20 protein-coding genes and 1 tRNA gene are annotated in these 19567 nt (G+C 66.3%); 6 read left to right on the plus strand and 15 right to left on the minus strand.

Annotation, left to right across the window (positions count from 1 at the left end):
* From CKJ85_RS05620 to CKJ85_RS05635, 4 genes are all read right to left on the minus strand, one after another.
* On the minus strand, positions 1-945 hold the full coding sequence (locus CKJ85_RS05620) for a bile acid:sodium symporter family protein (protein ID WP_095553705.1): 945 nt from the start codon (positions 943-945) through the stop codon (positions 1-3).
* Between the two features lie 99 nt (positions 946-1044).
* Positions 1045-2595 (minus strand): proteasome ATPase, encoded by a 1551-nt coding sequence (arc, locus tag CKJ85_RS05625; RefSeq protein WP_095553706.1) that lies wholly within the window; start codon positions 2593-2595, stop codon positions 1045-1047.
* 30 nt (positions 2596-2625) lie between these two features.
* On the minus strand, positions 2626-3459 hold the full coding sequence (locus CKJ85_RS05630) for a tRNA (adenine-N1)-methyltransferase (RefSeq protein WP_095276590.1): 834 nt from the start codon (positions 3457-3459) through the stop codon (positions 2626-2628).
* Positions 3460-3474: 15 nt separating this feature from the next.
* A complete protein-coding gene (locus CKJ85_RS05635; RefSeq protein WP_095536589.1) occupies positions 3475-4698 on the minus strand; it encodes a M18 family aminopeptidase in 1224 nt (407 codons plus the stop codon).
* A 26-nt stretch (positions 4699-4724) separates the two neighbouring features.
* On the opposite strand from CKJ85_RS05635, the gene CKJ85_RS05640 reads away from it, so the two are divergent.
* On the plus strand, positions 4725-5549 hold the full coding sequence (locus CKJ85_RS05640; protein ID WP_369801144.1) for a RecB family exonuclease: 825 nt from the start codon (positions 4725-4727) through the stop codon (positions 5547-5549).
* On the opposite strand, the gene CKJ85_RS05645 is transcribed toward CKJ85_RS05640, so the two are convergent.
* From CKJ85_RS05645 to CKJ85_RS05685, 9 genes are all read right to left on the minus strand, one after another.
* On the minus strand, positions 5546-7246 hold the full coding sequence (locus CKJ85_RS05645) for a formate--tetrahydrofolate ligase (protein WP_095553707.1): 1701 nt from the start codon (positions 7244-7246) through the stop codon (positions 5546-5548). The two genes, CKJ85_RS05640 and CKJ85_RS05645, sit on opposite strands and share 4 nt — an antisense overlap.
* Before the next feature lie 50 nt (positions 7247-7296).
* On the minus strand, positions 7297-8604 hold the full coding sequence (locus CKJ85_RS05650; protein WP_095546372.1) for an anaerobic C4-dicarboxylate transporter: 1308 nt from the start codon (positions 8602-8604) through the stop codon (positions 7297-7299).
* Positions 8605-8791: 187 nt separating this feature from the next.
* Positions 8792-10216, minus strand: coding sequence for an aspartate ammonia-lyase (aspA, locus tag CKJ85_RS05655; protein WP_095553769.1), 1425 nt, complete (start codon positions 10214-10216; stop codon positions 8792-8794).
* 61 nt (positions 10217-10277) lie between these two features.
* Positions 10278-11126, minus strand: a complete 849-nt coding sequence (gene hisG, locus CKJ85_RS05660) for an ATP phosphoribosyltransferase (RefSeq protein WP_095536152.1) — start codon at positions 11124-11126, stop codon at positions 10278-10280.
* A gap of 33 nt (positions 11127-11159) precedes the next feature.
* Positions 11160-11423: a phosphoribosyl-ATP diphosphatase gene (locus tag CKJ85_RS05665; protein WP_095553708.1), complete on the minus strand. Its 264-nt coding sequence runs from the start codon at positions 11421-11423 to the stop codon at positions 11160-11162.
* 11 nt (positions 11424-11434) lie between these two features.
* The gene (locus CKJ85_RS05670; protein ID WP_255395999.1) at positions 11435-12121 is read right to left on the minus strand and encodes an HAD family phosphatase; all 687 of its coding nucleotides are present in this window, start codon (positions 12119-12121) and stop codon (positions 11435-11437) included.
* The gene (locus CKJ85_RS05675; RefSeq protein WP_095553710.1) at positions 12114-12518 is read right to left on the minus strand and encodes a hypothetical protein; all 405 of its coding nucleotides are present in this window, start codon (positions 12516-12518) and stop codon (positions 12114-12116) included. Before CKJ85_RS05675 ends, CKJ85_RS05670 begins: the two co-directional genes overlap by 8 nt.
* A gap of 9 nt (positions 12519-12527) precedes the next feature.
* Positions 12528-13748 (minus strand): cysteine--1-D-myo-inosityl 2-amino-2-deoxy-alpha-D-glucopyranoside ligase, encoded by a 1221-nt coding sequence (gene mshC / locus CKJ85_RS05680; protein ID WP_095548236.1) that lies wholly within the window; start codon positions 13746-13748, stop codon positions 12528-12530.
* 67 nt (positions 13749-13815) lie between these two features.
* Positions 13816-14673, minus strand: a complete 858-nt coding sequence (locus CKJ85_RS05685; protein WP_095553711.1) for an undecaprenyl-diphosphate phosphatase — start codon at positions 14671-14673, stop codon at positions 13816-13818.
* Between the two features lie 85 nt (positions 14674-14758).
* Between CKJ85_RS05685 and CKJ85_RS05690 the strand changes: the two genes are divergently transcribed.
* Complete coding sequence (locus CKJ85_RS05690; RefSeq protein WP_233126964.1) at positions 14759-15850, plus strand: hypothetical protein; 1092 nt, start codon at positions 14759-14761, stop codon at positions 15848-15850.
* Between the two features lie 2 nt (positions 15851-15852).
* Entirely contained in the window at positions 15853-17004 is a 1152-nt protein-coding gene (locus CKJ85_RS05695) for a quinone-dependent dihydroorotate dehydrogenase (RefSeq protein ID WP_369825026.1), read from the plus strand.
* 12 nt (positions 17005-17016) lie between these two features.
* Here CKJ85_RS05695 and CKJ85_RS05700 read toward each other — a convergent pair whose 3' ends face one another.
* Both CKJ85_RS05700 and CKJ85_RS05705 read right to left on the minus strand, forming a co-directional pair.
* Entirely contained in the window at positions 17017-17373 is a 357-nt protein-coding gene (locus CKJ85_RS05700) for a hypothetical protein (protein WP_095276562.1), read from the minus strand.
* 11 nt (positions 17374-17384) lie between these two features.
* Positions 17385-17921 carry a YbhB/YbcL family Raf kinase inhibitor-like protein gene (locus CKJ85_RS05705; RefSeq protein ID WP_095276558.1) on the minus strand — a complete coding sequence of 179 codons (537 nt, stop codon included), beginning with the start codon at positions 17919-17921 and terminating at the stop codon, positions 17385-17387.
* Positions 17922-18153: 232 nt separating this feature from the next.
* On the opposite strand from CKJ85_RS05705, the gene CKJ85_RS05710 reads away from it, so the two are divergent.
* The 3 genes from CKJ85_RS05710 (at position 18154) to CKJ85_RS05720 (ending at position 19565) form a co-directional block, all read left to right on the plus strand.
* Positions 18154-18239, plus strand: a tRNA-Leu gene (locus tag CKJ85_RS05710).
* Positions 18240-18298: 59 nt separating this feature from the next.
* Positions 18299-19000: a TVP38/TMEM64 family protein gene (locus tag CKJ85_RS05715; protein WP_233126965.1), complete on the plus strand. Its 702-nt coding sequence runs from the start codon at positions 18299-18301 to the stop codon at positions 18998-19000.
* Between the two features lie 10 nt (positions 19001-19010).
* On the plus strand, positions 19011-19565 hold the full coding sequence (locus CKJ85_RS05720) for a MarR family transcriptional regulator (protein WP_095536158.1): 555 nt from the start codon (positions 19011-19013) through the stop codon (positions 19563-19565).
* Positions 19566-19567: the final 2 nt, after the last annotated feature.

Below are 19567 nucleotides of genomic sequence, written 5' to 3' on the forward strand. Positions count from 1 at the left end.
TCAGCCCCCTGCGGCCGCGACCTCAGCGCGACGCGGAGGCTCGCCGGCAGGGGCTCCCGCCTTCCGGCGAACCGCCCAGGCGAAGATCGCGCCGGTGATGTTGTGCAGTACCGCGGCGACCGCGCCGGGCAGCGCCGCCTCCGGGGAGAAGAACTTGCCGGCCATGCCCCTTGCAAGGCCCGCCGACTGCGTGCCCACCTCGATTGCCACCGTCCGGCGGTAGCTCTCCGGCTGCCCTGTCACCTTCGCCGTTGAGTAGCCCAGCAGGTAGCCGAGCGCGTTGTGCAGCAGCACTGCCGCGAACACGAGCAGCCCGACCTCGATGAGCGCCTCGCGGTTCTTCGCCACGGTTGGGAAGACCACGCCGCCAATGCCCAGGATGGAGATCCACGGCAGCACCGGAGCGATCTTGCCCATCCACGCATCGAGCGCGTAGCGCAGCGCGATCCCGCCGATCACCGGGATGAGCACGGTCTGCGCGAGCGACCAGGCCATCCCCGCGCCGTCCACCGCCACGTCAGCGCCGGCGAGCAGCGTGGAAACGCTCGTCATCGCCACGGATAGCGCCACATCGCCCTTGGCCAGGTACGCGATCACGTTCGAGGAGGTGCCGCCGGGAACCGAGCCCAGCATGAGCAGCCCCACCGCAAGCGCAGGGCTCAGGCCCAGGAGCTTGACCACCGCGACCGCGCCGAGCGGCATGATCACGAACTGCGCGACGACGCCAATGGCGATCGGGACGGGCCGCTTCGCCACCTCCTTGAAGTCCGGGATGGTCAGCGTGAGCCCCATACCGAACATGATGATCATCAGGAAGTACGTGATGAAGCTGGTCAGCGGGAGGAACGGCCCTGGCGCGACAAACGCGAGCACCGAACCGAGTAGAATAAAGGCCGGGAACGCGGCGACGGCGATGGCTGCCGAGCGATCTTCCTGTGTGCTCATGGCGAACTCCTACTCACTCTGTGGGATGAAATTCCGCATAACGAAATATGGGTGAGTATAAGTGATACCGCGCACACTTTTGGGCGTTTCGCCCGATTGCTACCCGACGACCTCCGCGGCCACCACTCGCTTGCCCTGCCGGCCCGAGATGCGTGCCCACTCATCGGGGTTCGCCGTGTTTGGCATATCCTCGCTCTCGTCCTGCTCAGCGCGCACGGCCGCCCGGAGATGCTCCGCGGTAATCCCCTTCTGCACCGCGCCGGGCTGCTTATCGACGCCCACCGCCCCGATCCAGTCCTTAATCGCCAGCTTCTTCGCGCGGTCCACCACGTTGGCGATCATCGCGCCGGAGATGAAGTCGGAATAGTGGAGGAGCTGCGACGTGCCGTCGACAAGCTCCAAGCGCACAAACGGACGCGGGGCGAACATGGCGTCGGCGGCCGCGGCGATGAGCTCCTCGGGTGCCGCAGCGAGCGGGATAGCCGGCGTGATGTAGCGGGCGAGAATGTCTTCGGCCTCCGCGCGGTTCGGGCGCGAGACGCGGACTTTGATGTCCAGGCGTCCGGGGCGCAGGATGGCGGGGTCGATGAGCTCCTCGCGGTTGGTTGCGCCGATGACGATCACATTGGCGATACCCTCGACGCCGTCGATCTCGGTGAGCAGCTGCGGCACCACGGTGGTTTCCATGTCGGAGCTGACCCCGGAGCCGCGGGTGCGGAAGATGGACTCCATCTCGTCGAAAAACACGATGACGGGGCGGCCGCCCTCGGCCAGCTCGCGGGCGCGCTCGAAGATAAGGCGGATGCGTCGCTCGGTCTCACCGACGAACTTGTTCAGCAGCTCGGGGCCCTTGACGTTGATGAAGTGGGCCTGTCCCCCGTCGCCGATGCGCTGCGACAGCGAGTTGGCCACGGCCTTGGCAATAAGCGTCTTGCCGCACCCGGGCGGGCCGTAGAGCAATAGTCCCTTCGGCGGGGTGAGGTCGAACTCTCGGTAGAGGTCCGGGTGCGAGAACGGGAGCTCGACCGAGTCCTGGATCATCTCAATCTGCGAGCTCAGGCCACCGATGTCGGCGTAGGTGACGTCCGGAACCTCGTCGAGGGAAAGCTGGTTGACCTCGGTCTTAGGGACGCGCTCGAAGGCGTACCCGGCGCGGGTGTCCACCAGGACCGTATCGCCTGCGCGTGCGTGCTCCCGGAGTGGCTGCGCGAGGTAGACCAGGTGCTCGGCACCCTGTTGGTCCGCCACGATCGCGCGCTCGGTGTTGATCTTCTCGGACAGGGTGGCGAGCTGGCCGACGGCCTCGTACCCGCAGGACTCGACGACGATGGCGCCGTCGCCCAGGCGGACCAGCGTGCCCGGGCGCAGCGCGTCCGGCGACACGGTCGGCGCGACCTTGACGCGCATGCGGCGTCCGGAGGTAAACACCTCGGCCTCGTGGCCGCGCGGGGATCCCTCGAGGAACACCCCGTACGTCGACGCCGGCTCGCCGAGTGCTTCCACCTGCGCATACAGGTCGTTGAGCTTGTCGCGGCTCGCTTTAAGCAGCTCCGCCAACTTCTTGTTCCGCGAGCTCATCGCCTGATTCTCGCGCTTGAGTTCCCGCAGCTCGGGGCCGAATGCGTCGTCGTTGATTGTGTTGCCAGCCATACCCACCACACTAGTGGGTGCCGGTAACAGCTACTTGCGTGCCCGGCGTTGCGGGCGCGGCGGCGTGACGCCGTCGGCAAGCCTGCGGGTCCACACGAGAAATGCCGTGTGCGCGTTCATGCGGTGCTCCGGACGGGTGGCCAGGCCCTCCACCTTCCACTCACGCAGCAGCGTTTCCCAGGCGCGCGGCTCGGTGAAGCACTTCGCCTCGCGGATCGCTTCCATGATGTTCATCAGCTGCGGCACGGTGGCCACGTACGTCATGAACACGCCGCCGGGGATGAGTACGTTTTTCACCGTGTCGATGAAGTGCCAGGGCTCGACCATGTCCAGGATGACGCGGTCGACCGGGCCGTCGAGGTCCTCGGTGGTGATCTCGCCGAAGTCGCCTAAGCGCGGGGTCCACCACTCCGGGGTGCCGTTGAAGTAATCGGCCACGTTGTCCTTAGCAAAGGCGAGGTGGTCGTCTCGGATTTCGTAGGAGAACACCCGGCCCTCGGGCCCGACCGCGCGCAACAGCGACATGGTCAGCGCGCCGGAGCCCGCGCCCGCCTCCAGCACGCGCGCGCCCATGAAGATGTCGCCCTCCACCAGGATCTGCGCGGCGTCCTTGGGGTAGATCACCGCGGCGCCGCGCGGCATGGACAGCACGTGGTCGACCAGGAGGTGGCGGAAGCACAGGTAGTCACTGCCCAGCGTGGATTTGACCACCGAGCCTTCGTCCGCGCCGATGATGTCATCGTGCATGACGATGCCCTTGTGCGTGTGGAACTGGCCGCCCTCGACCAATTGGATCGTAAAGTGACGGCGTTTCGCGTCGGTGAGCTGGACTTTGTCTCCTGCTTGGAACGGGCCTGAATACATGCGCCTAAGTATGCCCTACTCGGCTCGCGCACCGTAAAACGCGGTGAGCGCGCGGACGAAGTACTCCATGTCGCGCGCGCCGCACAGCTCGCGCGCCGAGTGCATCGACAGCAGCGGCACGCCCACGTCGACGGTGCGGATGCCCATGCGCGTCGATGAGATCGGCCCGATCGTGGATCCGCAGGGCACGCTGTTGTTGCCCACGAAGGTTTGCGAGGGCACCTCGGCCGCGCGGCAGGCGCGGAGCCACTCCGCCTCGGTGACCGCGTCCGAGGCGTAGCGCTGGTTCGCGTTGATCTTGAGCACCGGCCCCCCGTTGAGGCGCGGCCGGTGCGTTGGGTCGTGCTTCTCCGGGTAGTTCGGGTGGACGGCGTGCGCGGCATCCGCGGAGACCTGGAACGATTCAGCAAACACGTCGAAGGGCTCGCCGACCTCGCGGGCGATGCGGGTCAGCACGCGCTCGAGGAGCGGGCCGCCGGCACCGGTGGTCGACGCGGAGCCGACCTCCTCGTGGTTGAATGCGGCGAGCACCAGGATGTCCTGGGCGGCGTTCTTCGCGGCCAGCAGCGCCTCGAGCGATGCCCACACGCTGGAAAGGTTGTCCAGGCGCCCGGCGGCGAGCATGTCCCCGAGCAGCTCGCCGCGCTGCGCGTCGGCGGTGATGAGCTCGTGGGACACGATGCGCTGCGGGTCCACGCCGGCAGATTCACCGACGAGCTCCATGAGCGGTCGATCCCCGCCGAGGACGGGCGGCGTGTGCGCCTGGCGCTCCACGGTGGGCGCGTCGGCGCGGTAGAGGTGGATTGCCAGGTTGGGCACGCGGGCGACGGCGCCGGTATCCACGAGATGCTGCGCGCCATCATCGGTGACCACCCGTCCGGCAAATCGCAGGTCTCGGTCCAGCCACGTCTGCAGGATTGGTCCGCCGTACACCTCCACCGCCACCTGGCGCAGGCCCTCGCGCTGGAAGTCCGGCTGCGGTTTGGCCATCAGGCCCGGCGAGTCCGTGTGGGAGCCGACGATGCGGAAGCGCGGGCGCGGGTGCTCGGGGACCCACCACGCGATGACGGCGCCGCCGTCGACCAGGACGTGGCCGCCGGGTGCGGCCGGGTCGGCGGGGGCGGGCGACGTGGCGTCGATAAGCGAAAAGCCCTGCGCGGTGAGTGCCTGCGCGACGTTGTGCGCGGCGTGGAAGGCGCTGGGGCTGGTGTGGAGGAAGTCGATGAAGCGAGCGTGCATACCTCCACTCTAAAATGTGGGACACGATGACTCCACGACCGCTCGCACTTTCCCCGTCCCGCGCCTCCGACTACCAGCGCTGCCCGCTGCAATACCGGCTGCGCACCATTGACAAGATTCCGGAGCCGACCACGGAAGCGCAGGTCAAAGGCACATTGGTGCACGCGGTGCTCGAGGAAATGTTCGGTTGGCCGCGTGCGGAGCGCACGTTCCCGGCCGCCGTCAAGCGCATCAAGCCGGCGTGGGAGGAAATGTGCGAGAAGGACCCGAGCTGCGCGGAGCCGATTGACAACGAACTGGCGCTCTTCCAAGCCGCACGCGAGCTGCTTCGCGGGTACTTCCACATGGAAAATCCGCTCGGTTTCGACGCGCACGAGCAGGAAATGTACGTGAACACCGTCCTGCCCAATGGGGTGCCCGTGCGCGGATTCATCGACCGTGTGGACATCGCGCCCACGGGCGAGGTTCGCGTGGTGGACTATAAGACCGGGAAGAAGCCACTGCCCCGCTACTCGCAGGACGCGCAGTTCCAGATGCGGTTTTACGCGCTCGTGTACTGGCGGCTGTTCCAGACCATCCCCACCCAGCTGCGGCTGATGTACCTCAAGGTTATGGACTCGATGATCCTCACCCCGTCGCGCGAGGAGCTGGAGTACTTCGAGCGCGACCTCGCGGACCTGTGGGCGAAGATCGAGGCGGACGGGAAGGACGGTCACTTCCGGCCGAAGAAGTCCAAGCTGTGCGGCTGGTGCGCATTCCAGGACCTGTGCCCCGAGTTCGGCGGAACGCCGCCGGAGTACCCGGGCTGGCCGGGCTCCGCGGCGGACGGCACCACCTCGCCAGAGGATTAGAACAGCCCGGAGACGCGACCCTCGTTGTCGACGTCGATGTTGTTCGCCGCCGGCTTCTTGGGCAGGCCGGGCATGGTCATGACGTCGCCGGTCAGCGCGACGACGAACCCGGCACCGGTGCGCGGGATGAGGTTGCGCACGTGCAGCGTGTGTCCCTCCGGGGCGCCGAGCTGCTGCGGGTCGTCCGAGAACGAGTACTGCGTCTTGGACACGCACACCGGCAGCGTGTCAAAGCCGTTGTCCTTGAGCATCTTGAGGTCGCGCAGGGCGGCCGCCGAGTACTGGACGTCGTCTGCACGGTAGATCTCGCGCGCGATGGTCTCGATAGAGGCCTCTATACCGTTGGCCGGGTCGTAGAGCTGCGTGGACGTGCCCTCGGTCAAGTTGTCCAGCAGCGTGGTCGCCAGCTCCGTGGCCCCCTCACCGCCCTTGGCCCACACGTCGGCCTCCGCGATGGCCACGCCGGTGCGCTCCGCCCAGTCGCGGACCCACTTAAGCTCCGCCGGCGTGTCCGTGTCGAAGCGGTTGAGGGCGACCACCGGGGTTACGCCGAACTTGCGGATGTTGTCCACGTGGCGCTCCAGGTTGGCAATCCCCTGCTCCAGCGCATCGACGTTTTCCTGCTTGAGTTCCTCGCGCGCGATGCCGGCGTTGTACTTGATCGAGCGCACGGTGGCGACGACGGCTGCACCGGCGACGTCCAGGTCGCCGTAGCGTGCCTTGATGTCAAAGAACTTCTCCGCGCCAAGGTCGGAGCCGAAGCCGGCCTCCGTGAGCACGATGTCCGCGTACTGCATCGCGGTGCGGGTGGCCAGCAGCGTGTTGCAGCCGTGCGCGATGTTGGCAAAGGGGCCGCCGTGGATAAACGCGGGCGTGCCGCCGAGGGTCTGTACCAGGTTCGGGTGAATCGCCTGCTTGAGCAGTGCCGCCATCGCCCCCTCCGCGCCGAGGTCGCCCGCGGTGACCGGCTTCTGGTCGTAGGTGAGGCCGATGGTGATGTTGGCCAGGCGCCGCTTGAGGTCCTGCAGGTCCGTGGCCAGGCCGAGGATGGCCATGATCTCCGAGGCGGCGGTGATGGTGAACCCCGTCTGTGCCGGAACACCGCTGGTCGGCCCGCCGAGGCCGGTGACCACGTTGCGCAGGGAGCGGTCGTTCACGTCCAGGCAGCGCTGCCAAGTGACGCGACGTGGGTCGATGCCCAGCTCGTTGCCCTGGTGGATGTGGTTATCAATCAGCGCCGCGAGCGTGTTGTTGGCTGAGGTGATGGCGTGGAAGTCACCGGTGAAGTGGAGGTTGATGTCCTCCATCGGCACGACCTGCGCGTAGCCGCCACCGGCCGCGCCGCCCTTGATCCCCATGACGGGGCCGAGGGAGGGCTCACGCAGCGCGACCATGGCGTTGTGGCCGAGGAGCGAGAGGGCGTCGGTAAGCCCGATGAGCACCGTGGACTTGCCCTCCCCGGCGGGGGTTGGGGACACGCCGGTGACCAGGACAAGCTTCGCCTTCGGCTGACCCGGGTGCTTGGTCACGTCGACCTTGGCCATGTGCGTGCCGTACGGGATGAGCGCGTCGGCCGAAACGCCGGCCTTCGCCGCAATGTCCGAGATGGGCGCGAGTTGGTGCGCCTGCGCGATCTCAACGTCGGATTTCGGGGTGTGGTTTTGGGACGCAGATTGCGTTGCTGTGGTGTCTGACATACCACCACAGTACCCGGTGCCAGGGACGCCACCCCCCGTGCGATGTGTCGTTAGAGCACGAGGGCGCCGATGCCGTACCCCAGCAGGATCGCCGTGGAGATGCAGACGACGCCGGGGGCGATAAACGGGTGGTCAAAAACGTATTTGCCGATGCGGGTACTGCCGGTGTCATCCATCTCCACCGCCGCGAGCAGCGTCGGGTAGGTCGGCAGCACGAACAGCGCCGAGACCGCCGGGAAGGCGGCGACGGCGGTGAGCGGGCTCACTCCGATGGCGAGCGCTGCCGGCATGAGCGCCTTCGCCGTCGCCGCCTGCGAGTACAGCAGGCACGCGGCGAAGAAGAGGACCACGGCCAGCAGCCACGGCTGCGCCTGCAAAACGGTGCCGGCGACCGCCTGGATGTCGTCGATGTAGTAGTTGATAAACGTCGTGCCGAGCCACGCCACGCCCAGGACGCACACGCAGGCGGACATCCCGGAGCGGAACACCTGGGTGGTGAGCACCTCGGCCGCTGCGTGCTTGGTCACCCAGAGGATGATGGCGGCGGCTGACAGCATGATCGCCATGATGGCCTCGTTGCGCGGCACCGTCGGGTTCGGAATGAGCCCGATCTGGTCCGAGATCAACGTGGCGTAGGCCATCACGATGAGGATCGCGGCGACGAAGATGCCCACCGAGGTTTTCGCGCCCGCCTTCGGTGCGAACTCCGCGGACGCCTGCGGCTGCGCGACGAGCCCGTCAGCCACACGCTGCTGGTACACGGGGTCGTCCTCGAGATCCTTGCCCAGGCGGTTGGCCAGCCACGCCGTGGGGAAGATGGCCAGCAGCGTCGCCGGGAGCATCACCGCGAGTAGTTGCAGATAGCCCACCCCGTGATCCTCCAGGAGAGAGGCCATGAACACGACGGCCGCGGAGATCGGCGAGGCCACAATAGCCATCTGCGAGGCAATGACCGCGACAGAAAGCGGCCGCGACGGACGCACCTTGCCCTCCTTCGCCACCTCAACGATCACGGGGAGCGTAGAGAAGGCGGTGTGGCCGGTGCCCGCCAGCACCGTCATCAGCCAGGTGACCACCGGCGCATACACGGTCACCCGCTTCGGGTTGCTGCGCAGGAACTTCTCCGCCAGGTACACCAGATAGTCCATTCCGCCGGCGAGCTGCATGGCGGAGATCGCCGCGATCACGCACATGATGATGCCGATGACGTCGAACGGGATCGCTTCCGCGCTCACCGGGATGCCGGTCGCGCCGAGGAGCAGCACCCCGAGCCCGCCGGCGAAACCGATAGCGATGGACCCCATCCGCGCGCCCAGCACAATGGCACCGAACAGGATGATGATGTGCACGACGAGCAGCAGCGACACAGACCATTCCCCTCACGAGTTCAACGAATATAAATCGCGTACCATTATCGCCCGGATGGTACGACCATTCCAACTCGCGGTGCGTGCCCCTCCCCTGCAACGCGGGTGCCTGCGCCTATAGACGCCACGCCACCGGCACCCGCGCACCCCCGATCAATGTGGCGTGCTTGATGTCGGCCTAGTCTTCGTCGACGTAGAGCTTCCCGCGGTACTCCGGGTGCATGAGGTTTTCCTTGCTTAGCACCGCGTCGAGCTCCTCCTCGCTGAGCAGCCCCTTCTCCAGGACGAGCTCGCGGACGCCGCGGCCGGTCGCCGCGGCCTCTTTGCCAATCAGGTCGCCGTTGTGGTGGCCAATCACCGGGTTGAGGTAGGTGATGATGCCGATCGAGTTGGCAACGTAGGCCTCGCACACCTCCTTGTTGGCGGTGATCCCGGTGACGCACTTCTCGCGCAGCGTGCGCGCCGCGTTGGAGAGCAGCGAAATAGAGCTGAACAGTGACTGCGCGATCACCGGCTCCATCACATTGAGCTGCAGCTGGCCGGCCTCCGCCGCCATGGAGACGGTGAGGTCGTTGCCAAACACCTTGAAGCAGGCCTGGTTGACTACCTCGGGGATGACCGGGTTGACCTTCGCCGGCATGATCGACGAGCCGGCCTGGCGCTCCGGCAGGTTGATCTCATTGAAGCCGGCGCGCGGCCCGGAGGACAGCAGGCGCAGGTCGTTGCTGATCTTGGACATCTTCATCGCAGCGCGCTTGATCGCGCCGTGCATCATGACGTAGCCGCCGGTATCCGAGGTCGCCTCGATCAGGTTCGGGGACGCCTGGATCTCCAGCTCGGTGACCTCGCGCAGCGCCGCAACAACCTGGTCGCGGTAGCCCTTCGGCGTGTTGATGCCGGTGCCGATGGCGGTCGCACCCAGGTTGATCTCCAGGAGCACGTTCGCCGCGTTGACCAGCGTGCGGTTCTCCTCGCCCAGGTTCTCGCCGAAGGCGGTGAACTCCTCGCCCAGCGTCATCGGGACGGCGTCTTGGAGCTGCGTACGTCCCATCTTGATGATGTCCGCAAACTCATCGCCCTTGGCGCGGAACGCCTTCTGCAAGAGGTCGAATTCCTCGATGAGGCCCTGGACGGCGTAATACAAGCCGAGGCGGAAGCCGGTCGGGTACGCGTCGTTCGTCGACTGCGACATGTTCACGTCGTCGTTCGGGTTGATCTCGCTGTACTCGCCTTTGTCCTTGCCAATGTGCTCCAGCGCAAGGTTCGCCACGACCTCATTGGTGTTCATGTTCACCGAGGTGCCGGCGCCGCCTTGGAACGCGTCGATCGGGAACTGGTCCATGCAGCGCCCTTCTTCCAGGATCTGGTCGCAGGCCCACACGATCGCCTCCGCCTTTGCCTTGGGCAGCGCGTGCAGGCGGCGGTTGGCCAGCGCCGCAGCCTTTTTCACCTGCACCATGCCGCGAATAAAATCGGGCACATCATTGATCGTTTCGCCGGAGATTTGGAAATTCTCCATGGCGCGCAGGGTGTGGATGCCGTAGTAGACGTCCGCCGGGACGTCCATCGTGCCGAGCAGGTCTTCTTCTTTGCGAGTCGTCATGCGGACCATCGTACGGAACGGACTTTTACCGCTCATCATTTGCCCGCTTCGGGGGTGAAAACTAGAGGCGCGCGATGCGCAGCTCAGTGGCGATCGTGCCCTCTGTGCCCAGCTCAGCCAGCTGATCCATCACCTGGTTAGCCGTCGCGCGCGGGACCATCGCGCGGACCGCAACCCAGTTCTCGCGCGACAGCGGCGAGACCGTCGGCCCCGTGATGCCCGGGGTCAGCGCCAGTACCGCATCGAGGTTATCGCGGCAGACGTTGTAGTCGATCATCAGGTAGTTGTGCGCGTTGAGGATGCCCTCGATGCGGTTGAGGACCTTCACGTGGGCGTCGTCAAGCTGCATGCCCTGGCGCTTCACGACGACCGCCGCGCTGGAAATAATCGGCTCGCCGAACGGAGCGAGCCCCTGCTGGCGGAGGGTGGCGCCCGTGGAGACGACGTCCGCGATCACGTCGGCGACGCCGAGCTTGATTGAGATCTCCACTGCCCCGTCGAGGCGGATGACCTGGCTGGGGGTAATCCCGCGCTGGGCGAGGTAGTCCTCCACGAGGTGTGGGTAGGAGGTGGCGATGCGCTTGCCTGCGAGGTCCTCGACCGCCCACTGCTCGCCCTGCTTCGCGGCAAAGCGGAAGGTGGAGGAGCCGAACCCGAGGTCCAGGACTTCCTCGACCTGCGCGCGGGAGTCTGCGGCGAGGTCGCGGCCGGTAATTCCCAGGTCGAGGTGGCCCTGGGCAACGTAGATGGCGATGTCTTTCGGGCGGAGGAAGAAGAACTCGACGCCGTTGGGCTCGTCAACAATATTGAGCGCCTTGTTCGCGCCGCGGCCCTTGTACCCGGCCTCCTTGAGCACCTGCAGCGCGTGCTCCGAGAGCGAACCCTTATTTGGAACGGCGAGCTTGATCAACGATTTCTCCATGGGTGGTTCTCCGCTGGGGATCTAGAGGTACTTGTACAGGTCGTCCGGGGTGAGGCCGCGCTTGAGCATCATCACCTGCGTCCAATAGAGCAGCTGGCTCATCTCCTCGGCCAGCTCCTCGTCCGACTGGTATTCGGCGGCGATCCAGACCTCGCCGGCTTCCTCGATGATCTTCTTCCCAATGAAATGCGCGCCCTTGTCCAAGGCGTCAACCGTACCGGACTCAGCCGGGCGGTCCGCGGTCTTTTGGGTCAGTTCTGCGAAAAGGTCATCGAAGGATTTCACGCCTTCAAACCTTAGTGGACCTCGCGCGCCGCCGTGGCAAACCAGGAAAAGAGATCCTCCGCGGTGGCGCCAACAAAGCGAGCCGGGTCGAATTGGTAGACCCCGCTCGGGACCGGGTCGCCGAGCCCGAGGACGCGGCACCCGGACGCCGCGGCGGCGGACATGCCAGTCCAGGAGTCCTCCACCACGAGACACTCCGCGGTGGGAGCACCAACCCGGCGCGCTGCCTCTTCGTACATGTCGGGTGCCGGCTTGGGGCGGGTGACCTCGTCGCCCGTGATGGAGTCCGTGAACAGTGCCGCGCCGATGGCCGCGATACAACGGTCCGCCAGAGTGCGCTCCGTGTTCGTTGTGACAAACATGGGCACCCCGGCAGCGCACAGCTGTTCGAGCAGGGGGCGGATGCCCGGGTTGAGTTCGATACCGCCGGCCAACTTCTCGGCCATGCGCTGGTACATCCAGGCGCGGAGCTCGTCCTGCTCGCCGTTGGCAAGCTCGTAGCCCGCCCACCGCGCGCAGATGCCCAGGGATTCCGCGAAGCTCGCGCCCTCAGTCTTCTTGCGCTCTTCAGGGGACAGCCTGCGTCCGAGCTTCTCCGAGAGTTCGAACGTGGCCTCCGCCCAGAGGGGTTCGGTGTTGATGAGAGTGCCGTCCATGTCCCAGAAGATGGCTGCTGGAGCGGCGTTCGCGCTACTCAAAGTCGGGCAGCTCCCCGAGGGCCTCGTCGTCCGCGCCGGAAGCGATTGCGGCGCGACGGACCACGTCCGCAAGCTCCGACTTCTCCTCCGGTTCCAGCACCGCGTACTCGTGCTTGGCGTTGAACTGCTCCAGGTTGTCGTAGAACGGCTGCACGAGGGCCTTCAACCGCTCTCCGTCCGGGGAAGGCTCAATGAGGTCGAATGCGTCAAGGAACATCTCGATGATCTGCTTGAGCTCCGGCAGCGCCTCCGGGTCGAACGGCTGCTCCCACAGCTCCTTGTCGCTTTCTTGCAGGTAGGAGCCGGTGGCAAAGGTGCGGAGGTCATCGATGAACTGGTCAACGTCCGGCTGCAGTCGGGCGCGAATCGAGGTCTCTGGTTGCGTCATGCTTCCCATTGTGATCGACTACGCGAAAACGCGCACCCCGAGCAGGCCGTCGATCGCGTTCACCAGGATGTTGTCGTGGTCGCCGCGGGCCATGTCCAACACCCGCAGGGCGCGCGGGGTGTCCAGGTCGTCCGCCAGCGCGGTGCGCAGCTCGTTGACGTTGGCCAGTGCTTCCGCCTCCGTGACGGGTTGCGCGAGTCGCTCCTGCCAGCGGGCCAGGCGCTGCTCTGCGGCCTCGAGGCCGCGGTAGGAAAAGTCACGGTCCTCGCGGTAGTGCCCGGCAAACACGGCGAGTCGGATCGCGGCGGCGCTGTGCCCTTGCGCGGTCAGCTTGTGCACGAACACGAGGTTGCCCAGCGACTTGGACATCTTCACGCCGTTGAGGGCGATCATGCCCGAGTGCACGTAGTGGCCCGCCATGCGCGGTTCCGCGTAGGCCGCCTCCGCGTGCGCGGCGGAGAACTCGTGGTGTGGGAAAGCGAGGTCTGAACCGCCGCCCTGGATGGCAAAGGTGCGCCCCAGCCGGTTCGTGGCAATTGCGGAGCACTCGACGTGCCATCCGGGGCGCCCCGGGCCGATCTTGGTCTGCCACGCGGGCTCGCCCTTGCGGGGGCCGCGCCACACCAGTGCGTCGAGCGTATCCTGCTTGCCTTCGCGGTCGGGGTCGCCGCCGCGCTCTGCAAAGAAGGTTTCCATCGTGGCGCGGTCGTAGTTGGACTCGTAGCCAAACTGCTCGGTGGCGTGAATGGACGCGTACACGTCGCCCTGGTCGAGGCGGTATGCGGAACCGTTGTCCAGCAGCGTTTGCACCATGGCGGCAACTTCGTCGACAGCTTCCATCGCGCCGATGAAGTCGCGCGGCGGGATCACGGAGAGCTCCTCCATGTCACTGCGGAACAGGGCAATCTGGCTGCGGCCGAGCTCGCGCCAGTCCACGCCGTCACGATCCGCGCGCTCGAAGAGGGGGTCGTCCACGTCGGTGACGTTCTGGACGTAGTGCACCTTGTGGCCGTTGGCCAGCAGCTGTCGGTGCACCAGGTCAAAGGTCAGGTAGGTCGCGGCGTGCCCGAGGTGCGTGGAATCGTACGGGGTAATGCCGCAGACGTACATGCCCACCTCTCCGTTGGCGTTCGGCGTGACGTCGACGGCATGAACGTGTTGATCCGCGGTGTCGTACAGCTGCAGGGGGCGAGGGATGCCAGCAACAGCAGCGACATGAGGAGTAGGCCAGGATTGCATGGCCACTACCCTACCCACTGCTGCCGGGGGCTCCGCTAATCGACGCTGTGCGCTGGCCCCATGGCTCTTAGCCTGCCGCCATCACGCCGGTTCCCAGCAGCAGCATGACCACGAGGCCGAGCGGGATGCGGTACGCGGCGAACCAGGCGAAGGAGTGGTTGGACACGAACTTCAGCAGCCAGGCGATGGAGACGTAGCCAAGGACGAACGCGATGGCGGAACCAATGAGGAGTTGGCTGCCGCTGGCGGCTTGTCCGCTTTCGGGGTTGAAGGCGTCGGGAAGCGAAAAGAGGCCCGACGTGAGCACTGCGGGAATGGCGAGCAGGAAGCTAAAGCGGGTGGCCACCTCGCGTTCGAGGTTGAGGAACAGGCCGCCGGAGATGGTGCCGCCAGAGCGGGAGACGCCCGGAATCAGCGCGAGGCACTGCCAGAAGCCCATGAGCACGGCGTCCTTCATGGTCAGGTCCTCGAAGCCGCGGGTCTTGGTGCCGCGGCGCTCCGCAAGAATGAAGACGAGCGAGAAAATGATGAGCACCGTCGCGGTAATCCAGAGGTTGCGGAAGTTGTCTCGGATGAGGTCCTTGAGCAGGACGCCCAACACAGCGACGGGGATGGTGCCGGCGATGACCATCCAGCCCATGCGGTAGTCAAAACCGCGCTTGTCCTTGTTTGCAAGGCCGACGAACCAGCCGGAGAGGTAGCGCCAGATGTCCTTGGCAAAGTAGACCAGGACCGCGAGCTCGGTCCCCAGCTGAATGACGGCGGTGAAGCTCGCGCCGGCGTCTTCGCCCCAGAAGAGCTGCGAGACGATGCGGAGGTGCCCGGACGAAGAGACCGGAAGGAACTCGGTGAGCCCCTGCACGATAGAGAGGACGATGACCTGAACCCAGGACATGGATTCGGCCAACTGTGTCGGATCAGTCATGGCAGAACACACTACCCGCGAGTGGCTGCAGGGACCGAACACACACGGCCGGAGCGAAGCTGGCAGGTTGCTAGGGTTAGGGGTTGTGAAATACGGAAAGAGATTTGCCGTTGCGCTCGCGGCCGCGACGTCCTTGGCGCTCGTCGCCTGCGGTTCGGATGTGACGGGTGACCAGCTGGAAGAAAGCATGGGCAACGCGACGCCCGATCCGTCGCCGCAGGCCGCGGACCCCGCCGGGACGGTCTTCCCCTTCGACGCCATCGAAGACCTCGACACCACCGACGGCGTGATCGCCGTCCGCACCGCCAATGCACTCACGGTGGGCACCCTCGACCAGCTGCGGGACGGCAGCGCCGCCGCGCATCCGCTTTCCGGCGAGTGCGGCGATGTCTCTGCAAACGCGGGCACGTTCGCGCTGGGCTGCGGCACCTCGATCATGCTGGTGCGCGCCGATGACCCCGGGCAGGCGGACACGCTCGATGTGGATGAGCGCGTAACGTCCGCGACGGTGACTTCCAGTGGTGACGTGCTCGCCGGCAGCAACAGCGAGCGCGATGTCTGGCTCTACCGCGACGGTGAGCTCGCGGACACCTTCTCGGTGGCGCGCGAGACCGACCAGCTCCAGGCCGTACCCGTCGACGGCCAGGCGGACAGCGTCGTGCGTACCAACCGCTTCGACACCACCGTCCAGGACATCGATTGGGGCAACGGGCGCCAGGGCGGCACACTGCGCGCAGGTCTCGGTGTGGGCAAGATCGCCGCCGGGGCGAATGGTCTGCTGCTTGCCGCCGACGCCACGGGCGACCAGCTCCTCGTCTACACCACCGACGACATCATCCGTCTGCACCAGATGGCCCCGGTCCCGGAGAGCCCGTGGGACGCCGCCTGGGACAACAGCAACCAGGTCGCGTGGGTCACCTCGACGGCGACGAACACCGCCACCGGCTACGACATCTCGCGCGGCGTTCCGCTTCAGCGGGGTGAGCTGGCCACGGTGGGCGATGCGCAGAGCATTGCCACGCTTGACGACGCCACGCTGCTCATCGCCTCCGCCTCCGGCGGCGGCCTCCAGGTCGTTGAGCCGGACGAGCTCCACCTCGACGAACTGCCGGCGGCGACCGCAGCGGCCGACGCCCCGACCCAACAGTCTCCTTCCTCCCAGCACAACGAGGGTTAATCATGACGTTTCTCCAAAAAGCAATGCACTCCCTGCCCGACGGTACGCAACTGACGAAGGCTTCCGAAGCGGCCTACGACGCGGCGTACGCCGCCGCGCTGAAGGCGGTGTTCCTCCTTCCGCCCGAGCGCATCCACGGGATCATCAACGCAGGCTTGCGCGCGCTGCACGTGGCGAGCCCGGTGAACCGACTCGCGGAGCGCGTCGTGCGCGTGCACGACTCCGCGCTCGAGCAGGAGTGCTTTGGCGTTCGTTTCCCCGCGCCGCTGGGCCTTGCCGCCGGCTTTGACAAGAACGCGTCGTCCCTCGACGCGTGGGGCGCGCTCGGCTTTGGCTACGCGGAGGTCGGGACGGTCACGCCGAAGGCGCAGCCCGGTAACCCGGCTCCGCGCCTGTTCCGCCTCCCCGCGGACAAAGCGATCCTCAACCGCATGGGGTTCAACAACGACGGCGCCCTGCCCGCCGCGCTGAACCTGGACGCCCGGAAGTCGGACGACATTGTGGGCATCAACATCGGCAAGAACAAGACGGCGACCGACGCGGTGGCGGACTACCGGGCCGGCGCCACCGTGCTGGGGCCACACGCCGACTACCTGGTGGTAAACGTGTCCTCGCCAAACACGCCCGGCCTGCGCGACCTCCAGGCGGTTGAGGAGTTGCGCCCGATCCTCTCCGTCGTTGCAGAGTCCACCGCCACTCCGGTGCTGGTCAAGATCGCCCCGGACCTCTCCGACGAGGACATCGACGCGGTCGCCGACCTGGCCGTGGAGCTGGGGCTCGCCGGCATCGTGGCCACCAACACGACCATTTCGCGCGAGGGCCTGCGCACCCCCGCGGATGAGGTGGAAGCGATGGGCGCCGGTGGTATCTCAGGCGCGCCGCTGAACGATCGCGCCCTTGAGGTCCTGCGCCGGCTGCACGCGCGCGTGGGCGACCAGCTGACGCTCATGAGCGTTGGGGGTATTTCCACGCCGGAGCAGGCGTGGGAGCGCATCGCCGCAGGCGCCAGCCTTCTCCAGGGCTACACCGGGTTCATCTACGGCGGTCCGGCCTGGATCAGCCGTATTCACCGCGGGATCGCGGCGCAGGTGCGCGCCCACGGGCTGGAAAACATCGCGCAGGCGGTGGGCAGCGAGCTGCCCTACCTGCGGTAGTCGCTCCCCCGCTTACGCCCGTGGGCGCGTAGTGCGTCGCAGCACGATGGCGCAGAGTAACGCTGCGACGCCCCACAGGGCGGGCCAGTACGTCTGCGTGTAGAAGAGCGTGTGCGTAGGCAACGCGACGCCCAAGCCGATGAGCACGAGCGCGATAATAAGCGCGGCGACCTGCGTGCGCGAACCCTCGTGTGAGGTGCTCACCGTAGCGAACGCGCCGATGATCACCGCAGCGATGAGGACGGTCAGGGTTTGGAGTGTGAGGGCAAAGAGCTCCTCACCACGCAAGACCGAGAGAATAGTAAAGAGGAAGAGCGCGGCGGCGAGCGTGATAAACGCTCCGCCGACGCGAAGTTGAAGCGGGGCCATGACGGATCGGTCTACTTGGTCTCGGTCCAGCCCCACGCGATCGCGCGGCCCACGCTGTGGAAGTACAGGTTAAAGCCGAGCTGCGTCGGGTTCGCGATCTGGTCCGCCGGCAGCTCCTCCACGTCGACCGCGTGCACCGCGAACAGGTAGCGGTGCGGGCCGTGCCCCGCGGGCGGGTTCGCGCCGTAGAAGCCAGGCGCGCCCGAATCACCAACCAGCTGGATCGCACCGACGCCCAAGTCCTCCTTGGACGCATCGCCGGTCGCAATGGACTGCGTGCTCACCGGAATGTTGAACGCGGCCCAGTGCCAGAAGCCAGAGGTCGTCGGCGCGTCTGGGTCGTAGCACGTAATGGCCAGGGACTTGGTCCCCTCCGGAAGGTCGGACCAGGCCAGCTGAGGCGACGTGGCATCGTCGCCGACCAGGGAGTCGGGCAGCTCGGCGCCGTCCTCGAAGTCGGTGGAGCTAAGCGGGAACGACGGCAGGTCCTTCAACGCTGCGTACGGGTCCGGGCCGGGAAAACGGTCTGAAACGTAGGAAGCAGTCATACAGATATTTCTACCCCAGCGCTGTGACTTTCGCCATGATTTTCACTAAAAATTCTGTGGGATCACGGCGTGATGCGTGATGGGCGGGAGCGGCAGAATGCCAAGGGTGTGGTTTGGAAGCGCAATTGTGTCCATTGCACCCTAAAAAGCGGCGTTGTGCAGGCGATTTGTGTGTTTTACGCCGTGCACCTTATAGTGTTTCAAGTGCCCAGCCGAGAGGTTGAAACACCCGGCCCGGGTGGCGGAATGGCAGACGCGCTAGCTTGAGGTGCTAGTGTCCTATTAACGGACGTGGGGGTTCAAGTCCCCCCTCGGGCACAACCGACCGGCCTCCTACGATGGAGGCCGGTTTTCTTTTTGTACAAGGAGGTTTGGCGGTGGCGCAGCGTCAACCTACAGCGCGCCCCTCAACCGGTCGGATCGCGCTGCTCGCGCTCGCTGCGGTGGGGTTCGTTGCGGCGTGGTGGCTCCTGGACGTCCCCTCCCTCGCCACGCTCCGCACGTGGGCGGAATCGACCGGCCCCTGGTTCCCGCTCGTTTTCTGGCTGCTCTACGTACTCATCACGCAGTTCCCCATCCCGCGGACGGTCATGACACTGTCTGCAGGCATCCTCTTCGGCACCGGGCTCGGCATCGCGCTCTCGCTGACGGCGACCACGGTCGCCGCGGTCATCTCGCTCCTCATCGTGCGATTCCTGCTGCGCGATTGGGTCGAGCCCCGCCTCACCCACCCCGCCGTGCAAAAGATCAACGCGCGCCTGGAGCAGCGCGGCTGGCTGGCCGTGACCAGCCTGCGCATGATCGCTGGAGTCCCCTTCTCCATCATGAACTATGCCGCAGCACTCACCCGTGTACGCGTCCTTCCCTTCGCCATCGCCACGCTCCTCGGCTCAGCGCCCAACACCGTGCTCGTCGCAGTCTTCGGAGACACGCTCACGGGCCACGCCAACCCGTGGGTCATCGTCGCCGTTGTCGTGTTAGCAGTGCTGGGTGTCGGGGGCTTGCTTATCGACGCCACCATGCCCACCCGCGACACGCCCACCCCGAAGAGTAAAGGCCTGAACGTAGACCAGGCGTAACATCTCGGTCATGATTGCAGTCCACGCGAGGTACCGGGGAAGGGATAAGGCGCGCGCCGAGGTCGTGCGGCGCTCGGCTGAGGCGCTCGCGACGCTGCCTGGCGTCGGCGAGTTTGAACTGTGCAGCGTGGAGGACATCCGCGCCGATGTCGTCGGGCCCGAGCACGCGCTCAACGTGATCATGGCGCTACTCTCCGACGGCGACTGGGCCATCGGCCTGGGGATCACGGGACACGGACGCGCCGTCTTCGCGGCGACGGACGCAGTGGGCACGCGACCCGCGCAGGTGAAGGTCGTAGTGGACACGCCGGACCCGGGCACCTCCGCAAACGACATCGAGGCGACGTTCGCGCTTCTGGGCTACGTGCTGCACAAGCGCACCCTGGAAGGCCGAGAGGCCACCTCGCTGGTGCGAGGTGGCCTCAATCAGAACGAAGCGGCTGCGGAGCTAGGCATCTCCAAGCAGGCGATAAGCCAGCGGCTGCAGGCCGCCGGCTGGCAGGCGGAGCAGTCGGGGTGGAAGCTGGCGCTGAACCTGCTCACGCAGGCGTCGCAAAGCGCTTAATG

Origin of the sequence: Corynebacterium sp. NML 150383, from assembly GCF_002285085.1 — a bacterium.
Classification (GTDB): Bacteria; Actinomycetota; Actinomycetes; order Mycobacteriales; family Mycobacteriaceae; genus Corynebacterium; species Corynebacterium gottingense.